The organism is Prosthecobacter sp. SYSU 5D2 (assembly GCF_039655865.1).
GTDB lineage: Bacteria > Verrucomicrobiota > Verrucomicrobiia > Verrucomicrobiales > Verrucomicrobiaceae > Prosthecobacter.
In genome coordinates, this window is sequence record NZ_JBBYXL010000001.1 from 118,963 (window position 1) to 135,980 (window position 17,018).

At 59.8% G+C, this 17,018-nt stretch carries 15 protein-coding genes; 5 read left to right on the forward strand and 10 right to left on the reverse strand.

What is annotated here, in order from left to right:
- Positions 1-44 precede the first annotated feature (44 nt).
- Positions 45-2,165, forward strand: coding sequence for a M3 family metallopeptidase (locus WJU23_RS00525; protein WP_346330564.1), 2,121 nt, complete (start codon positions 45-47; stop codon positions 2,163-2,165).
- A 43-nt stretch (positions 2,166-2,208) separates the two neighbouring features.
- Here WJU23_RS00525 and WJU23_RS00530 read toward each other — a convergent pair whose 3' ends face one another.
- A complete protein-coding gene (locus WJU23_RS00530) occupies positions 2,209-3,672 on the reverse strand; it encodes a sulfatase (RefSeq protein WP_346330565.1) in 1,464 nt (487 codons plus the stop codon).
- A 180-nt stretch (positions 3,673-3,852) separates the two neighbouring features.
- On the opposite strand from WJU23_RS00530, the gene WJU23_RS00535 reads away from it, so the two are divergent.
- From WJU23_RS00535 to WJU23_RS00545, 3 genes are all read left to right on the forward strand, one after another.
- Positions 3,853-4,533 (forward strand): hypothetical protein, encoded by a 681-nt coding sequence (locus WJU23_RS00535; protein ID WP_346330566.1) that lies wholly within the window; start codon positions 3,853-3,855, stop codon positions 4,531-4,533.
- Positions 4,534-4,616: 83 nt separating this feature from the next.
- Positions 4,617-7,004, forward strand: coding sequence for a primosomal protein N' (gene priA / locus WJU23_RS00540; RefSeq protein WP_346330567.1), 2,388 nt, complete (start codon positions 4,617-4,619; stop codon positions 7,002-7,004).
- Positions 7,005-7,096: 92 nt separating this feature from the next.
- A complete protein-coding gene (locus tag WJU23_RS00545; RefSeq protein ID WP_346330568.1) occupies positions 7,097-7,297 on the forward strand; it encodes a hypothetical protein in 201 nt (66 codons plus the stop codon).
- Between the two features lie 23 nt (positions 7,298-7,320).
- On the opposite strand, the gene WJU23_RS00550 is transcribed toward WJU23_RS00545, so the two are convergent.
- Entirely contained in the window at positions 7,321-8,607 is a 1,287-nt protein-coding gene (locus WJU23_RS00550) for a PQQ-binding-like beta-propeller repeat protein (protein ID WP_346330569.1), read from the reverse strand.
- A gap of 464 nt (positions 8,608-9,071) precedes the next feature.
- Here WJU23_RS00550 and WJU23_RS00555 point away from each other — a divergent pair, with 464 nt between their 5' ends.
- A complete protein-coding gene (locus WJU23_RS00555) occupies positions 9,072-9,704 on the forward strand; it encodes an RNA-binding protein (protein ID WP_346330570.1) in 633 nt (210 codons plus the stop codon).
- 570 nt (positions 9,705-10,274) lie between these two features.
- On the opposite strand, the gene WJU23_RS00560 is transcribed toward WJU23_RS00555, so the two are convergent.
- The 8 genes from WJU23_RS00560 to WJU23_RS00595 all read right to left on the reverse strand — a co-directional run bounded on the left by WJU23_RS00560 (position 10,275) and on the right by WJU23_RS00595 (position 17,016).
- Positions 10,275-12,347, reverse strand: coding sequence for an arylsulfatase (locus WJU23_RS00560; protein WP_346330571.1), 2,073 nt, complete (start codon positions 12,345-12,347; stop codon positions 10,275-10,277).
- A 316-nt stretch (positions 12,348-12,663) separates the two neighbouring features.
- The gene (locus WJU23_RS00565; protein ID WP_346330572.1) at positions 12,664-13,518 is read right to left on the reverse strand and encodes a class I SAM-dependent methyltransferase; all 855 of its coding nucleotides are present in this window, start codon (positions 13,516-13,518) and stop codon (positions 12,664-12,666) included.
- The gene (locus tag WJU23_RS00570) at positions 13,475-14,026 is read right to left on the reverse strand and encodes a hypothetical protein (RefSeq protein WP_346330573.1); all 552 of its coding nucleotides are present in this window, start codon (positions 14,024-14,026) and stop codon (positions 13,475-13,477) included. Before WJU23_RS00570 ends, WJU23_RS00565 begins: the two co-directional genes overlap by 44 nt.
- Positions 14,023-14,739 carry a ferritin-like domain-containing protein gene (locus WJU23_RS00575; protein WP_346330574.1) on the reverse strand — a complete coding sequence of 239 codons (717 nt, stop codon included), beginning with the start codon at positions 14,737-14,739 and terminating at the stop codon, positions 14,023-14,025. Before WJU23_RS00575 ends, WJU23_RS00570 begins: the two co-directional genes overlap by 4 nt.
- A gap of 19 nt (positions 14,740-14,758) precedes the next feature.
- A complete protein-coding gene (locus WJU23_RS00580) occupies positions 14,759-14,992 on the reverse strand; it encodes an acyl carrier protein (protein WP_346330575.1) in 234 nt (77 codons plus the stop codon).
- 50 nt (positions 14,993-15,042) lie between these two features.
- A complete protein-coding gene (locus tag WJU23_RS00585; protein WP_346330576.1) occupies positions 15,043-15,762 on the reverse strand; it encodes a hypothetical protein in 720 nt (239 codons plus the stop codon).
- Positions 15,759-16,046, reverse strand: coding sequence for an acyl carrier protein (locus WJU23_RS00590; protein ID WP_346330577.1), 288 nt, complete (start codon positions 16,044-16,046; stop codon positions 15,759-15,761). The genes WJU23_RS00585 and WJU23_RS00590 overlap by 4 nt, the downstream gene beginning before the upstream one ends.
- A complete protein-coding gene (locus WJU23_RS00595) occupies positions 16,021-17,016 on the reverse strand; it encodes an SDR family oxidoreductase (RefSeq protein WP_346330578.1) in 996 nt (331 codons plus the stop codon). The genes WJU23_RS00590 and WJU23_RS00595 overlap by 26 nt, the downstream gene beginning before the upstream one ends.
- Between the last annotated feature and the right edge of the window lie 2 nt (positions 17,017-17,018).

The window sequence follows — 17,018 nt, forward strand, 5'->3', positions numbered from 1 at the left end:
CCGCACTGCCGATAATCGTCCTCTTTCGCCAAACCATCCCCTCTATGGCTCAACCGTTCCTCACCCAGGATTTTCAAATCCGCTGGTCCACCCTCGAAACATCCGCCATTCAGGCGGACATCAAAACGGCGCTGGAGCTGGCGGATGCGAACATCAACCGCCTGATCGAGCAGGACCGGGGCAAAATGAACTTTGATACCGTGGTGCTGGCACTGGATGAATCCACCCGCCCGCTCAATGAGGCCTGGGGCCTGGTCCAGCATCTGGATGCGCTGTGCAACTCCCCTGCCCTGCGCGAGGCACACAACGCCATGCTGCCTGAGGTGAGCTCCTTCTTTGCCAAAATCCCCCTCAATGAGCACTTATGGGATCTCATCGAGACTTACAGCAAAACCGAAGACGCCCGCGACCTCCCTCCCGTGCGCAAACGCGCGCTGAAGGAGACCATGGAAAGCTTTATCCAGGCCGGTGCGGACCTGCCGCCAGAGAAGAAAAAGCGGCTGGAAGAGCTGGAGTCCGAGCTGTCCCAGGCCACGCAGAAATATTCAGAAAACGTGCTGGATTCCACCAACAAGTGGGAGCTGGTGATCACCGACGTGGAACGGCTGAAAGGCATGCCGGCCTCCGCCATCGAGGCCGCCCGTGCGGATGCCATCGCCAAAGGACTGGGCACGCCGGAGGATCCGCAATACCGCCTGACCCTGAAGGCTCCGTCCATGATCCCGGTCATGGAATACGCGGAGGATGAAAGCCTGCGCAAAGCCGTGTGGGAAGGCTCCACCAGCATCGGCCGCGGCGGTGAGCATGACAACACGGAGCTCATCTGGAAGATCCTGCGTCTGCGCCATGAAAAGGCCCAGATCATGGGCAAGGGCAACTTCGCCGACCATGTCCTGCAGCAGCGCATGGCCAAGACGGGGCAGAACGCGCTGAATTTTATCGAGAACCTGCACGCCAAGGTCAAGAGCGCCTTTGACCGTGAAACCATCCAGCTCCAGGAGTACCGCGCCGATGTGGTCGGCCAGAGCGCGGACCTGCTGCAGCCCTGGGAGGTGGGCTTCTGGGCCGAGAAGCAACGGAAGGCCGAATACGATTTTGATGAGGAGGAGCTGCGCCCTTACTTCCCGCTGGACAAGGTGCTGGGCGGCATGTTCCGGCTGGCGGAGATGGTCTTTGACCTGCGCATCGTGGGCCGGGATGTGGTGCATTACCCTGCGGGTGAAACCGGCCCCGCCAGCACCCAGCCGGGCGAGCTTGGCCCGGTGGAAGTCTGGCATCCGGATGTGAAATTTTATGAGGTGCGCAATGAGAAGGGCGTGCACATCGGCTCATTCTATGCGGACTGGCATCCGCGGGATTCCAAGCGCGGCGGTGCGTGGATGAACTATCTCAAAGGCGGCCTGCCGCCCAGCCCGGATGGTGAGCGCGACCGCCGTCTGCACCTGGGCCTCATCTGCGGCAACATGACCCCGCCTGTGGACGGCAAGCCCGCGCTGCTGACCCATGACGAGGTGTGCACCGTCTTCCACGAGTTCGGCCACTTGTTGCATCAGCTGTTAGGCAATGTGGAGATCCCCTCGCTCAATGGCGTGAATGTCTATTGGGATTTCGTGGAGCTGCCTTCCCAGATCATGGAAAACTTTTGCTGGGAGCGTGAGAGCCTGGACCTCTTTGCCCGGCATCATGAAACTGGCGACACACTCCCGGCGCGCCTGTTGAAAAAGGTGCTCGCCGCGAAAAACTACCGCAGCGCCAGCGACATCGTGCGCCAGCTTTCCTTTGGCAAGCTGGACCTGGAACTGCACATGCACCACGCCACCGATGAAGGCGCGGACCTGGACCAGCTCTCCCGCCAGCTTTTGAAACCCTACCTGATGCCGCTGAAGACGGAACCCCCGTCCATGGCCCGCCGGTTTGGCCACCTGTTCAGCAGCCCCGTCGGCTATGCCGCCGGCTACTACAGTTACAAGTGGGCCGAAGTGCTGGATGCCGACGCCTTCACCCGCTTCCAGCATGAAGGCGTACTGAATCCAAAAGTGGGCCGCGACTTCCGCGACAAGATCCTCAGCAAAGGCAACTCCGAAGACCCCGCAAAGCTCTTCCGCGACTTCATGGGCCGCGACCCGGATCCGATGGCGTTGCTGATTCGGGCGGCGCTGGCTTAAGGGCGGCGGGGCAGTCTTTGCCCCACCCACCCCAGTGAGAGGCTCAGTTGATCGTCTCCGTCTCAGGCAGGCCATACTGCTGCATCCACCACGTCAGGCGCTGGGCATCGGTCGGCTCCTGTTTGAAACCGCGGCGGCTCCAGGTGCGGAGGTAGTCCTGTTTTTTCGAGTGGCGGATCTCATCCATGCTGGGCTCTGTCGGCGGGTCGGGCAGGGCGCCTTTGTCCTCGCTGGTTTCCAGCCAGGCATCCATGTCTGCCATCAGGCCCGTCAGGCGGTCCTCCTGTTGCGGGTCTTTGGCCAGGTTCACCAGGCCGGTAGGGTCAGATTCCAGATCGTAAAGCTCCAGGGGCTCACGCTGGTCACGGGTGTAGCGGATCTGCATGGGGGACAGGGCGCCGATCTTGCCCAGCTCACGCAGCAGCGGCATGCCGGGATAACTGGCCTCTTTGTAGCCCGACCAGTTCAGATAAGGGAGCTCGGGATGGAAGTTTTTCACCAAAAGCTGGCCAGGGGTGATGACGGCACGAATGCGGTCCGGCGCATCGCCACAGCGGTCGCGGGCTGCAAAGATGAGCGAACGGTCAGGAAAACTGCCGTTCAAAAGGGGCCGCCCTTGCATCCACTCCGGTACTGGCAGTCCGGCACGGTCCAGCATGGAAGGTGCCAGATCAATGAGGCTGACGAGACGTTCTTCCACCTCGCCTTTTCCCACCTTCGGACCGCGGACCAGCAGAGGCACCTGCAGGCCTTCCACACTGAGCCATTGTTTTCCCCAGGGCATGGGCCGTCCATGATCGGCAAAGAACATGACCACCGTGTTTTCAAGCTCCCCCTCTTTTTCAAGCTGGTCCAGGATGGCGCCAACCCGCTGGTCCACCACCTCCACACTGCGCAGGTAGGCATACCAGTCACGCCGGGTCAGCGGATGGTCAGGGTAGTTCGGTGGCAGGTCCAGCTCACGCAGCGCCTGCTCATCGTAGCTCTCAGGGATGGGGAAAGGGCGGTGCGGCTCAGAGATCTGAAATTGCGCAAAGAAGGGCTGCCCAGGCTTGCGCTGGGTCCAGTCATTCCCGTCAAACATCACCTTCGGGTCATGGGCAAAATTATAGTGCGTCTTGGCGTTCTTTTTCGTGCTGCCAGGGGCCACAGAATTAGTGACAAAATAACCGGCTTCACGCATCAAACCGGGGAGGTGCTTATACGGAGCGGCCAGCGGCTGCGGGTTTTCCACATCATGCGCATGCAGCCCGGTGGTGGTCTGATAACAGCCGAGAATGAAGGCGGAACGCGAGGAACTGCATACGGGCGCGGAGGCATAAGCACGCGTGTATTTGCGCCCCTCCTGGGCCAGCCGGTCCAGGTTCGGCGTCTTCACCCCCTCAGCCCCATAGGCCGTGATGTCCGGAGACATGTCATCCGCCACAATCCAGACAAAATTCGGTCCCGCCGCCTGCACCACCTGCATCGCGAGCCCACACACCAGAGTCAGAACAAACCTCTTCATAGGTGAAGGTGAACGTCGGGGCCGCGAACATGTTTCAAGCCAGTCCAAACCTCCCAGACGCATCTCTCAAATTCCTTCCTCACGGAAGCACCTGCCACGGGTTCGACGGGCGGTTCCCCGGCGATAAGTCAGGAACCACTTTCGTCTTGCCCACCGTCTCTGTGCCTGATGAAATGCTCCATGGACGAAGCCCTACCACAGAAGAAGCAAGGGTGCAGCAAGTTGAGCTTAACAGTAGCTCTAATTGTCTTCAGCCTGTTATTTGCAGCGGCGTTCTCCACCTACAGGCTCATGACATATTACGTTCAAGAAATGCATGCCGCCGCCAAGGCTCGGCATGTCTTGGGCCTGCTAATGGTTTATGCGGCTGAGCATAACGGGCAATATCCTGACCACGATCTGACGGCAGCACGTCCGACCTCCAACGAAGCATTCCGGCGGCTGGCGCAGGAGGGACTAGTCCACGAAGAGCTCCCTTTTGGCACCGCCCGCTCCCCCTTCATTCCTGATAAAAACATCGGCAGAGATACTGAATACGCCCAGTTTCTTGAGCCCGGCGAGAACCATTGGATGATGACTGCGGGCATAAACGCAAAGTCTCCACCTTTTTTCCCTCTGGTCTGGGAGAATGCGGCCGATGCCTCCTGGCCCCCTTCCTGGCTCAGGGATAATCAGGGGGCGTCCGTGCGCGGCAGAGTCTGGCTAGGCAGCCGCATTATTATCGGTTTTAACGATGCCTCTGTCCTAATTACGAAGCTTATCGAAAAAGAAAACCAGCTCCATTTACCACCGTCCATCCTCGCCCCCAAAGGCAAAAACCCACTGCCTGAGCTGAAGATTCTGGACATTGATGTCCGCTGAACAACCAGCTCCCCAGCAGTGCTGAGGTAAATCAACATCCTCCGTGCATTCCGCTGTGATCCGTGGTTCAGATGGCCTGCTGAATGTCCATCCCTCCACCCAGTTCTTCGAAGCCTGCTGCCCAGTCACTTTTTGACCTGGGGCTGGCGGGTGCGGACGTGGCGGGAGAGGCCGGTCTGACGATGGATGCGGGGCAGCTCATCGCCCGGGTGCAGATCGAAACAGCGGCGGCGCTGGAACTGGACTATGCCATCCCGGAGAAGCTGCTGCGCACCATCGGCATCGGCACGAGGGTGATGGTACCGCTGCAAAACCAGCGCGTGGCGGCGGTGGTGATTGAGCTGCTGGAATCGTCCTCATTTAATGCCCGGCTGAAAGAGATCGCTTCACTGGTGGGCACACGGCCCATGTTTACCACCGGCCTGCTGAAGCTGGCGCACTGGATCTCCGATTATTATGTGGTGCCGGTGAACCGGGTGTTGCGCACCATGCTGCCGCAGGCGGTGAGGGAAAAGCCGGAGACTTTTCTCACGGACAGCCATCTCAAACTGGCCAAGGAGCCGCCGCCGGAGGTCTTTGAAAAAATGCATGCCAATGCGCCCATGCAGGCCCGCATCCTGGAGAAGCTGCGCAGCAACGGTGGCGAGGCGACGCTGAGCGAGCTCCGTCGCGAACTGCCACGCGCGACGGCGATCATCAAGCCGCTGCTGAAGGCGGGCTGGATCACCCGCAGTGAGATCCGTGTGGAGCGGGATCCGTTTCAGACAGAGGAGTTTTTACCCAGCCAGCCGCTGACGCTGACGGATGAACAGCAGGTGGTTTATGAGGCGGTGCTGAAGGCCATCCAGCGCGAGGCTTACCTAACCAATAGTTCTACAACAACCGAACCTCGTCCGCCGTCCACGCTGCTGCTGCATGGCGTTACGGGCAGCGGCAAAACGGAAGTGTATTTGCAGGCCATCGCGCAAGTTTTGGAGATGGGCAAAACGGCGCTCGTTCTGGTGCCGGAGATCAGTCTGACGCCGCAGACCATCGAGCGTTTCAAGGCACGCTTTTCTGAGAAAACGGATGCCATCGCCGTGCTGCACAGCCACCTCAGCGATGGCGAGCGGCATGACGAATGGTTTAAGGTACATGAAGGCCGTGCGCAGATCGTCATCGGTGCCCGCAGCGCCATTTTTGCGCCATTGGAAAACCTGGGCATTATCATTGTGGATGAGGAGCACGAACCCTCTTATAAACAGGAGGACGCGCCCCGATATCATGCGCGGGATGTGGCCGTGGTGCGGGGTCGCATTGAGCGCTGCGCAGTCCTGTTGGGCTCCGCCACGCCGAGCCTGGAATCCTTTCAAAACGCCACCCAGGGCAAGTACGAACTGCTGAACATGACCAAACGCACGGATGGCAAATCCATGCCTTTGATCCGCATCGTGGACATGCGGCTGGAGCGCCGCAAGGGCACCGAGGTGTCCTTTATCAATACAGGCATCCTTTCCCAAAAGCTGCGCATCGCCATCACCGCGCGGCTGGAGAAAAAGGAGCAGACGATCCTGTTCCTCAACCGGCGCGGTTTTAATACCAGCCTGTCCTGCGTGGCCTGCGGTGAGACCGTCCAGTGCCAGGAATGCGCCATCCCGATGACGCTGCATAAAAAGGACAACCGCCTCGTCTGCCACATCTGCGGAGCGCGGCGCGTGCCACCCACCAAATGCCCGAGCTGCAAGGAACCCGGCTTGAAGTATGCAGGCTTCGGCACGGAGCGGGTGGAGCAGGCAGTGCGGGAAGTCTTTCCGCAGGCCCGCATGGCACGGGTGGATACGGACACCATGCAGCGGAAAAACCAGCTTCGCGATACCCTGAAGGACTTCCGCGCGCAGAAGCTGGACATCCTCATCGGCACGCAGATGATCGCCAAAGGGCTGGACTTTCCCAACGTCACCCTGGTGGGTGTGTTGAATGCGGACACCGCTCTTAACATCCCGGACTTCCGCGCGGCTGAGCGCACCTTCCAGCTTCTCGTCCAGGTAGCCGGGCGCTCAGGTCGTGGCGAGGTGAAGGGCGAGGTCTTTGTTCAGACCCATGCGCCGCACAGCCCGGCCATTCAGTTCAGCCGGCATACAGATTACGATGGGTATGCGCAGCAGGAGCTGGAGCAGCGGCTGGCTTTCAAATACCCGCCCTACACCCACATGGTGCTCATCAGTGCGCGGGGCAAACATGAAACCCAGGCGGAGTTCACCCTGCAGACCCTGCACAAGCGGCTGGAGCAGGGCCTGCCTGTCGGCACCATCATGGGCGAACCCACACCCGCCGCCCTGGCCAAGGCGCATGGCCAGCACCGCTTCCAGCTCCTGCTGCGCAGTGAAAAAATTCGCATCCTCTGCGCCCACATCAAGCGCGTGGTGGACGGACTGACGCTCCCCGCAGACATTTATGTGAGCTGGGATGTGGACCCGATGAATGTAAGCTAAGCCCGGGAAGAAGCGCAAAAGAACACCGGAAGACGAATACAAGCGGAGGCTCACCACTGAGCACCACTGAATTCGACATCCCCATCCCTCTTATGACACCCATCCCGTCCGAAGTACCGCCACTTGAGCAAGAACCCACCGATCCAGTTCTTGAAGAGACCAAGTCAGACCTGAGCTCTCAGGACCGGATTGACGAAGCCATGGCCGAATCCTTCCCCGCCAGCGACCCTCCATCCTGGAATGCCGGCATCCGGCACGAAGAGGATGTGCTCACTGAAGATTCGTCCGTGTAATTCGTCCTGAAGGCACCGCCTGCTTATGGCAGCGGTGCATTTTTGCTGCCGATGCACCAGAGTTTCTTCTCCGTGCGCACGTAGATGCGCCCGTCGCCAATGGCGGGGGTGGCGTTGATGGTGCTGTCCAGCTTGTTAGCGGAAAGTTGCTCAAATTTGCCACCGGCTTTGAGCACAATCAGGTCACCCTGTTGGCTGCCGCAATAGATTTTCCCATCGCCTGCGACGGGGCTGCTGAAGAACTTGCTGCTGCCGGTGCTGCCATTGACGCGCTCTTCATACAGGAGTTCGCCAGACTTGAAGTCCACTGTCTTCAGGATGCCTCCATCCCCCAGCAGGTACATGCGGCCATCCATCACAAGGGGGGAGGGCACATAGGGCAGGCCTTTGCTAAAGGTAAAGTCCACCGGTTTCGGTTTGGCACCGCTGACGTCAAGCGCGGCGAATTCCTTCACCCCGCCACCCGTGCCGAAGGTGCAAAAATAGACTCCTTCAGAAAGAACGCCTGACCCCAGGCTGCGCTGGGAAAAGTCACCCTTATGCTGCCAGTTGATCTTGCCCGTGGCCGGGTCAATGCCCATGACGCCGCTGGCGTTGTTCGTGCAGATGATCTCCTTTTTGCCACCGCGCACATTCACTACGGGGGTGGAAAAGGTGTTCAGGCAGTTGGGGATCTCCAGCTTCCAGACCTGCTTGCCGGTCTTGGCATCCAGGCCGACGATGCAGCTTTTCCAGGTCTGCTCCACCGGGTCTTCAGTATAAACCTTGCCGCCCTTTTGCCAGTCGAACTCGCTGCGGACAATCATGATGCCATCCACAATGATAGGAGACACGCCGGTGCCATGCTCGTGGATGTAATCGGCCACATGCTCATTTTTCCACACCACCTTGCCCGCATGGTCCAGCGCCAGGGCCTGGATGGTGGTACCGGTGCTCCAGTTGATGTAAATGCGCTCCGCATCCACAAAGGGGGAGCTGCTGGCGAAGCTGTTGAAATTGTGTTTCTTGTGCTCGGTGAAGTTTTCCTCATGACGCCAGACCTCTTTTCCGTCCCTGGCATCCAGCATGATGACGCCACGCTTTCCTTCTCCCGTTTCGGCCGTCAGGATGACTTTGTCCTCCCAGAGCACCGGGGATGACCAACCCTTGCCCAGGTCAACACTCCACAGGGTGTTGTCCGCCGTCACCTCTGTGGGCAGGCCGGAGGTCTCCGCCACACCAGTGCCATTCGGCCCCCGGAACCGGTTCCAATCCGTCTTGGCGGAGGCATAGGTGGTCAGCAGCAGGGTGAGGGCGAGGGTGATTTTCATGAATTCAAAGTGGAAATGGGCAGACCGTTGTATCGTAGCCGGGCAGCGTTTTCTTTCCATGAAGACTTTCCCATCCGGGCCTGAATCCGCAGTTGACCGCCTTCATCCTGACAGTTAGGCTCAATTTGCAGTTAGTCAGAGCATCGGTGCTCTGAGGCCACCTCCCCCCACCCAAATTTGCGGAATGTGCCACGCCAGACCTCTGATCGTGCCTAAAGCTATGAATGGACCAGCGATTTTATCGCGGGGCGGCTTCTTTGTGACTTGTGGTCACACGCACCGGGACCCCGTGTGGTCCGGCTCACTGAACTGCGGCACCCGATGGGGCTGCGACGACCCGCAATGGCGGTCCGTCATCCGGCCCGGCCTCGTGGATGTGACCCGACGTCCATCCCCACTGCCGACCCCTAGCACGCCTCATGGCGCGGTGCTCCCAACCCAACCCACCCCAGAACGAACGACCCATGTCAGACAGTACTACCCAAGGAAACAACCGCCGCCGCCGCAGCCGTGGCGGCCGCAACCGTCCGGGCTCCTCCGGCGGACAGCATAGCCCCTCCCGCCAAGGCAGCACCCCGCGTGCCGGCCATCAGGAACCCAGCGGCCTGCAGAAATTCCTCAGCGTCATCTCCTTTGGCCTGCTTGGAAAACAAAAGACCCTTCCCCGCGCCGCCACACCCCAGCCACGCAGCACCACCTCCCGTCCCGAATCCGGCGGTCGTGACCGTGACCGCGAAAGCCGTCCGCCACGCGAGCCAAAACCCCGCCGCGAGCCGGTCTCCGTCAATCCGGCCGACATCACCACCGAGCGCCTCTATGTGGGCAATCTCTCCTACGATGCCACCGAGAGCGACCTCTTCGAACTGTTCAGCGGCCTCGGCAGCGTCCGCAATTGCGAAGTAGTCGTCAACAACCGCACCCAGCGTTCCAAAGGTTTCGCCTTTGTCACCATGGGCAGTGTGGATGAAGCCCGCCGCGCCGTGCAGGAACTGGGCGGCAAAGACTTCATGAACCGCGCCCTCCAGCTCAGCGGTGCCAAGCCCATCGGCTCCGGTGAAGACCGCGAGCAGCGCCAGGAAAACGACCGCGAAGATTAATTCTGCCCCGGTTCCCTTTAAAAGCCCGTCCGCCATCAGGCAGGCGGGCTTTTTTTGCGCCAACAACGGGCCCGCCATCCGCTCGTAGCGCTTTACTGGGGCAGCGGGTTATTTTTGAGATGCTCCTCCAATAACGAAGCCACCTGCTGGCTAAACCGGAAACCGGCAGCCCGCGTCAGGTGCACGCCGTCAATGAAATCCGTTGCAGCAAGGATGGCTGCTCCCGCACAAGCCACTCCGCATCGCCTTCATTCACAAACCCGTTCAGAAGCCGCTCTTCTCATGAGCCACAAAAAGGCCTTCAGACTTGGGCATGGAAAGAAGCAGAACGCGAATGTGATGCTGACGGGCCAGATGGAACAGATTTTCCAAAGACCGCCTCATCTCCTGAAGAGGGGCAAACTCCAGATCGTAAAACCATCAGAAGACCGCAGGTGCCTTCTCCAGCTTTTCAAAAGGTCAGATTAAGGTGCTTGCAATGCTCTTTCATGATCCTGGTCCCTCATTTAAAGAGGCCCGTGCAGGCGGGCCAGGCTGCACCGGCCCAATTTTCAAACGATCTTCAGCGGCTCACTTCACCAACCGCACGTTTTTAAATCCTGCACGGTCACCAAAGACCAGGAAGTTCAGCACCTTCTTTTCTTTTCCAAGCAGCGCATGTTTCCCGCTAAAGACCGTCTCATTCACCTGCACCGTCACCTCATCCCCCTTGAAGGTCACCCTCACAGGATACCAGACTGCGGATTCCAGTTCGACCGTCTTGCGGGCCAGAGGAAGCAGCGGCTCTGTTCCTGACGGGTTCTTGGTGATGCCGGCCTGGGTGGTGCTGACCTCAATGCGGAAGGACTCTTTGTTATCCCCGGCCTCGATGCGCAGCGAGTGCCGGCCGCCCTGGAACTGGATCTGGTAATCGAGGACGCCATCGGTCAGGCTGACAGGCACACGCAGGTTCGCTCCTGAACCTTTGGCCCCTTTTTGCACGCCCCATACGGCGCTGTCTTCCGCCTTCCAGGCACCCTGGCTGGTGGTCCACGGCTTCTCAGGGAGACTAACCAATGATTCTTCAATGACCACCTCTCCCTCTGCTTTCGGCAGCACGGCCACCTTGGGCAGCACCTTTTCAATGAAGGGCGGCAGTTCTCGGCTATAGCCACCATTGCGATATTGCACCAGCAACTTGCTCAGCTTCTTCACCACCTCCGGGTTCTCGGTGCTGACATCCTTCGTCTCAGATGGATCCTCTTTCACGTTGATAAGGCGGGGCTCGAACTCCTCGGACTTTTTCTTCTTCGTACCCTGGGCAGGGATGCCTTCGATCCATTTCCAGGGTCCCTGGCGGATGGCGAATACGCCGTCTGAGCTGTGAACGATCATGTCCGTGCGGGCTGGTTTGGCCTCCTGGCCGAGGAGCGCGGGCAGGATGTTGTAGCTGTCCTCGGCGGCCTCACCGGCGGCGGGCAGTTTTTCACCGACGATGGCGGCCGTGGTGGCCAGGAGGTCGGCCAGGCTGACCATCTCATTGCAGACGCTTCCGGCAGGGATCTTCCCCGGCCAGCGGGCGATGAAGGGCACCTTGAAGCCGCCTTCCCAGACAGTGTGCTTGCCGCCGCGCAGGATGCCATTGACCTTCAGACCGGCTTTATACGCATCCGTCTGCGGCATGTCACGCTCGGGCTTGAATACCCCGCCATTGTCACTGGTAAAGATGATGAGCGTATTCTCCGTCTGGCCGCTTTCATCCAGCGCGGCGAGTATGCCGCCCACGCTCTTGTCCAGCTCATGGATCCAGTCGCCATACGGCCCGGCTTTGCTGGTACCGGCGGTGTCCTTATCCGGGGTCACGGGGTTATGCACGGCCACGGGGGTATAGTATAAAAAGAACGGCGTGCCCTTCTTCTGCGCCTTGATCCAGTCCGCCGATTTCTCTGTCAGATACGGCATCACACGCTCATTGATGCGGCGTGGTGCATCCAGTTCCAGGATGGTTGACTTCCCGCTCTCTGTATCCTCTTGGGTATAGGTCGCCTTGAAATTCGGGTTGTCGCGGTCAGGTCCGCTGATCTTCATGCCCTCCGGGATCTTGCCATTGCGCAGGCCATAGACAAACCTGTTCTCCACATAGATGCCGGTCAGGTCGCCGTGATTGGCCGGAACGCCGAAATGGTAGTCAAACCCGATGTCCAGGGGCCCTGGCGAAAGCTCCGCCTCATAATCCGTCCGCCATACGGGGGATTCATCCGCCTTGCCATAGCCCAGGTGCCACTTGCCGATCGCCGCCGTGCTATAGCCCTTTTCCTTCAGCAGCGAGGCCATGTTCAGCCGCGTCGTTTCAATGTGCAGCGGCGAGAAAGTGCCCAGCACGCCATGCTTTGCCGAGGTCCGCCAGCAATACCGCCCCGTGAGCACCGAATACCGCGTGGGCGAGCAAACCGAGGAGGTGGTATTCGCATCCGTAAACCGCCGCCCTTCCCGCGCCAGCCGGTCCAGGTTCGGCGTCTGGATCAGCTTCCCGTCCGCCCCGTAACAGCCCACACTGCCGTATCCAAAGTCATCCGAAAGAATGACCACGACATTAGGCCGGTCCGCTGCGAGGGCCGTGCAGCCGATGAGGCAAAAGAGAGCAAGCAAGGTTTTGGTTTTCATGGGGTCCTTCAAAACGCAGCCCTTCGGCATTCATAGCGTGAATTTTGCCGTTTCTGTCGGCTGCCCCTTTCCACCGGGGGCATTGCGTCAGATTTTATCTGCCGATGCCACGGAGGATTACAGATAATCACCGGGGAAGTGGATGGATTCTGACTCTGACTCTGACTCTTTGTGCTGTCTGGGAAATGGAACAGACTCGGCATCACCATACATTATTTCAAGATGGCGTGCAAGCGGGCGAGGACCTGCCTGTGAGAAGGTTCACTCCTGTCAAACCCCCCCGACCGATAATTCCTGCATACTCTACCCGCAGCGCTCATTTTCTGGCGACGATGAAGGTTTGGAGGCCGGTGGTGTCGTGATCGTATTCGACGGTGTGCCAGGGGAGTTCGGCAAAGAGGGTCTGCATGTCGGTTTGCTCCCGGTAATGGGCATGGAGCTCAAAGGCCTGCATGAGGTAATCGCTGCCGCCCTCCCGCCGGGTGGCACTGGTGTAGAAGGTGCCACCGGGGGCGAGAGAATCGAAGACATTGCGGTAGAAGGTGCGCAACTGGGCATCGTCCAGAAACTCGCCGAGGCCGGTGCTAACGATGACGTCCTGAGGCTGCTCGGGGAAGTCGAGGTCATTGAGTGCATCGCCATGGATGAAGGCGGTTCTGGAGAGGAGTCCGGGGGCATCGGCCTCGAGGTGCATACGGGCGGCGGCGAGCACACTTTCATCCACATCCATGGCGGTGTAGTGGAGCCTTTGCGTGCGGCTATGGAGCCGGGTGACATCCCGAGGGATGCCGCAGGGGATGGCGAGCAGGCGGAGGTCGCCTGGCGTTTCCTCCAGCCTTTGTTTCAAATGCCGCGTGGACCGTACACAGCGATCGCGCATGCCCCGGGCGGCCTGCGTGTTGAGCAGCACGCGGTCCAGCAGGCGACCGATGAGCAGCCGCCCGCTTGCGCGATTTTGATAAAGATGATCGGCAAAGCGGTAGCTGCCGCTGCGCTCGATCCCCTCCCGTGCAAGATCACTGAGGCGGAGGAAGTGATAGAGGGGAATGAGGTGCCAGTGGCCGGCACGCCAAAACTTGGCGGTGAGTCTGGCGGTGCGCCGGGTGAAATTGGCGGGCCGGGGGGATTCATTCACGGCCGAGGCCGGGGAGAGCATGGAGTTGGTGTTCATAAGGGATAAGTTCCTGATAGACCGCAAGGTCGATTTCCTGATAGCGCCGGAGGCTTTCCGCTGAGCCGGGCTGGCTGCGCAGCCAGCGCGCGACCCAGCTTAGGTGATGTTTTTCATCTTCGATCATCTGGGAAAAGGCATGCCTTGCCGGGGCAGGCAGGGCGGTATTGGCCAGCTCCGCTTGGAAGCGCAAGTGCACGCGCCGTTCGAAAATTTGCGTGAAACTGAGCACCTCCATCAGCGAGGCGGGCGGGCCGCTGTGGTGAAGATAAAAGGACTGGTAACTGCGCAGGATGCGGATGTGCGGCAGTCCGCATTCACCAATGGCATCTGCCCAGAGCTGCGCATGCGCGGCCTCCTCCGCCGCATGGCGGGTGAGCTCCTGGCAGAGAAAGGCGCCATCGGCCAGGCCGGCCATGCGGCCAAGCAGGAGTGCGCCTTCCAGCTCGCTCTGCCTGTACCAGTTCAGCCGCCAGGCGAGCTGTTTTTGGAGATCGTCGGTTTTCATGCCGCCATGATCTGGTTGATTTCTCCCGACATCTTGCGGCCTGTGAGGCGCTCCATCTTGCGGTTGATGGCCAGGATGGCGGCGAAGTCGTTCTTCTTTGCCACCGGGGTCTCGGGCACCACCAGCTCGCCGATGTGGCGGAAATGCACGGCCTCATCCAGCACGTCGTCAATTTCTTCGGGATGCTTTTGCAAGCGCAGCGCGAGCAGGTCAAAACCAAACTGGCAGTGCCTCACTTCATCCTTGGCCACCAGATTTAAAATATGCGCCAGCACTGGATCCTGCGCCTGTTTGGCATCTTTGAAAAAGCTATGCGCGGCGAAGTGCTCGCTCATCATGTAGCGCGTCAGCAGGCGGGAAGGATGGTCAAACTTCAGGTCCAGATTCCGCCGCCGGATGGCGATGATCTCCTCATCCTGAATGGGCCGGTAGCCGACCGCCTCCAGGTATTGGGCAAAGACATGGAAGTGCTTGTAGCTCTCGAAAAGCTGCACGCTGTAAATGGCGGTGCTGGTCACGCAGTCCCACATCAGGTCCAGCACACGCGGCGTGAAGATGGGGAAAAACGATTCAATGAGCGCCGAGTCCCGCACCCGCTCCAGCAGGTCCGGCTGCTGCAGGGAAAGCTCAGGCTGGATGTCGTTCCACGCGATGTCCGTATCCAGCGTCCAGCGCGTCATTTCAGAAGTGGTCAGGTAGTCTCCGTAAGTCATAAGGATGCAATGTTAATGGTTAGGCCTTCACGGCTGCGCTTGAAATATGCCGGGCCAGACTGGTCAGGCTCGCGCCCGGAGCCAGTTCCGCCGGGGTCAGCCGCACGCCGAATTCCTCATGGATGGCGCACAGCAGCTCCACGTGGTCCATGCTGTCCAGTGCCAGCTCATTCAGCGGCACATCCTCCCGTAAAAGCGGAGCCAGACGGGGCAGGTTGAGTCGCAGACGATGAAGTGTTTGTTGAGGTGTCATGATGTTAAAAGGGGTTCATCCATTCATGCGCAATCTTGATTCAAAAAGGATCACGCCTTCGGCAAACTCGATGCCCAGCGCTCCAGGCCAAAGGCCACGCAGGCGGAGTGCGCAGCCTGGCCGCCCGCAAGACGGATCTGAAACCGCTGGCCGAAGAATCCGCCATGACGGTTGATGCTGGCAATGGCCAGCCCGTCAGGCAGGCAGTATTCCATCTTCGTTTTTAGCAGCTTTTGCATCCGCGCCTTGCCCAGAGCCTCTGCCTTCGGCAGAAAGAAAGGATCGCTCGCCTCGGCCCAGTCGCCTCGGATGGCGAATTCGCCCGCCATTTGTGCGATGTCCTGCTGCATGGAGAAAAGCGATTCTTCAATCCACTCCTGCCCACCGATGAAGATCAGTTCGCGCATTTGAAACTCCACCTGGCGTCTCCCCGGCTTCAGTTCTCCAGGGATTTCGTTGCGGAAGCAATGCCCACGGGCGGCGAGCACACGTCCGCCTGCTTCCGTGAGCGTTTGGTTTTCCAGCGCAGCGTAAGCGTGATAACAGACAGCAGGAGAGAGATCATAAGGGGTGGCTTCAAGTTGTTCTTCGGCCGCTTCCGGCTGCGCATTCGCGGCGGCCGTCATCAGCAGTTGGGGAAAGGATTCGTAGTATCCCGCACGGCGCAGGGTCACTCGCGGGATCAGCACCGGCCAGGCATGCTCCGCAGCCTCGTGGGCCAGGGACCAGGTGCGCAGACGGCCGTCAATGTGTTCAAGCTGGGCATTCATAGGGAGGCAGGGCAAAAGGCTTGGGTGATGGCGGCGATGCTATGGAAGTGTTTCATGGAGACCTTTTCATCCGGCACCGGTGCACCGGTCATTTCTTCGATCAGACCGATCACGTGAAGGATGGCCATGCTATCAATGCGGCCGTTTTCAAACAGCGGGGTCTCTGCCGAAACGGGTGTGGCATCCACGGGGGAGAGGCGCAGCGTCGGCAGCATTTCATTGACGAGATGCAGCAGAGCAGCCTCCATCTGGAGGGTATCAAGCGTGGTGGCGGGCGAGGACATGGTGGGTAACGAGGGTGGAGAGTTTCCGCCAGTCATAGGCGGGTTCGGGGTTCAGAGATTCGGCCAGCGCGGTGGCATAAACTCGGGAATGCAGCAGGCCCGGCAGAAAGGATTTTGAATCCGTGCACACACGCTGGAAAAGCAGGTCGCCGCTTTGCTGCACAGTCTGCTCAAAAAGGGCAAAGGTCTCCGCATCCACGATCTCCGGCGCGGCGATGGCACCGCTGCGCCAGCCTGCGCTGGTGCTGGCAAAATCCTGTGCCACATGCTGGATCAGCTCGCCCAGCCGGGGGCTTCTGCCGCCTGCGCACACATGGATGACGGGCGGTGCCGCATCGGCCAGGGCCGCACTCACCACCCCACGTGCCGCGTGCTCGGTGGAGATCATATCCACCGGCGTCTCTGCCGTGCCTGGCATCATGGGGATGAGGCCCTTCCACAGCCAGAACAGCAGGTGATGCAGCGCCCCGCGCTTGCGCACGCTGCCATCCACTTCACTGCCTGCCACGATGGACAGCCGGGCGATGCAGACCGGCAGTCCGCTGGCCAGCACCCGCTGCTCCGCCTCCCACTTGCTCTGCTCATAGGCATTCACAAAGGCACTCGGCTCAGGCAGGCTGTTTTCTGGAATCAGCCCCCCGTCCAGGCCACACACACAGGCCGTGCTGACATGCACAAAGCGTTTCAGCGCCGGACAACCGACCGCAAAGTCTAACAAGTTTTGCGTCATCTCCACATTCACTTCACGCAGAGTCTGCAGAGGCGCATTGAAGGTCGTGCTGGCCGCGCAATGGATGATGATTTCACAGGCTCGCGCTGCATCCAGCTCATCTTCACGCAGCAGCGCCACGTGCTCCATGACGGGTGCTGCAGTCACATCCCGCACCCTGGCCATCACCTGATGCCCGGCGAGCTGCCTCGCAACTTCATGCCCAATGTTTCCAGTTAGGCCAGTGAGTAATATTTTCATGT

What these genes read in the sequence shown, in the direction of transcription:
- WJU23_RS00525 (WP_346330564.1), top strand. Translation starts at nt 45, where the DNA reads ATGGCTCAACCGTTCCTCACCCAGGATTTTCAAATCCGCTGGTCCACC.
- WJU23_RS00530 (WP_346330565.1), bottom strand. Translation starts at nt 3,672, where the DNA reads ATGAAGAGGTTTGTTCTGACTCTGGTGTGTGGGCTCGCGATGCAGGTG.
- WJU23_RS00535 (WP_346330566.1), top strand. Translation starts at nt 3,853, where the DNA reads ATGGACGAAGCCCTACCACAGAAGAAGCAAGGGTGCAGCAAGTTGAGC.
- priA (WP_346330567.1), top strand. Translation starts at nt 4,617, where the DNA reads ATGTCCATCCCTCCACCCAGTTCTTCGAAGCCTGCTGCCCAGTCACTT.
- WJU23_RS00545 (WP_346330568.1), top strand. Translation starts at nt 7,097, where the DNA reads ATGACACCCATCCCGTCCGAAGTACCGCCACTTGAGCAAGAACCCACC.
- WJU23_RS00550 (WP_346330569.1), bottom strand. Translation starts at nt 8,607, where the DNA reads ATGAAAATCACCCTCGCCCTCACCCTGCTGCTGACCACCTATGCCTCC.
- WJU23_RS00555 (WP_346330570.1), top strand. Translation starts at nt 9,072, where the DNA reads ATGTCAGACAGTACTACCCAAGGAAACAACCGCCGCCGCCGCAGCCGT.
- WJU23_RS00560 (WP_346330571.1), bottom strand. Translation starts at nt 12,347, where the DNA reads ATGAAAACCAAAACCTTGCTTGCTCTCTTTTGCCTCATCGGCTGCACG.
- WJU23_RS00565 (WP_346330572.1), bottom strand. Translation starts at nt 13,518, where the DNA reads ATGAACACCAACTCCATGCTCTCCCCGGCCTCGGCCGTGAATGAATCC.
- WJU23_RS00570 (WP_346330573.1), bottom strand. Translation starts at nt 14,026, where the DNA reads ATGAAAACCGACGATCTCCAAAAACAGCTCGCCTGGCGGCTGAACTGG.
- WJU23_RS00575 (WP_346330574.1), bottom strand. Translation starts at nt 14,739, where the DNA reads ATGACTTACGGAGACTACCTGACCACTTCTGAAATGACGCGCTGGACG.
- WJU23_RS00580 (WP_346330575.1), bottom strand. Translation starts at nt 14,992, where the DNA reads ATGACACCTCAACAAACACTTCATCGTCTGCGACTCAACCTGCCCCGT.
- WJU23_RS00585 (WP_346330576.1), bottom strand. Translation starts at nt 15,762, where the DNA reads ATGAATGCCCAGCTTGAACACATTGACGGCCGTCTGCGCACCTGGTCC.
- WJU23_RS00590 (WP_346330577.1), bottom strand. Translation starts at nt 16,046, where the DNA reads ATGTCCTCGCCCGCCACCACGCTTGATACCCTCCAGATGGAGGCTGCT.
- WJU23_RS00595 (WP_346330578.1), bottom strand. Translation starts at nt 17,016, where the DNA reads ATGAAAATATTACTCACTGGCCTAACTGGAAACATTGGGCATGAAGTT.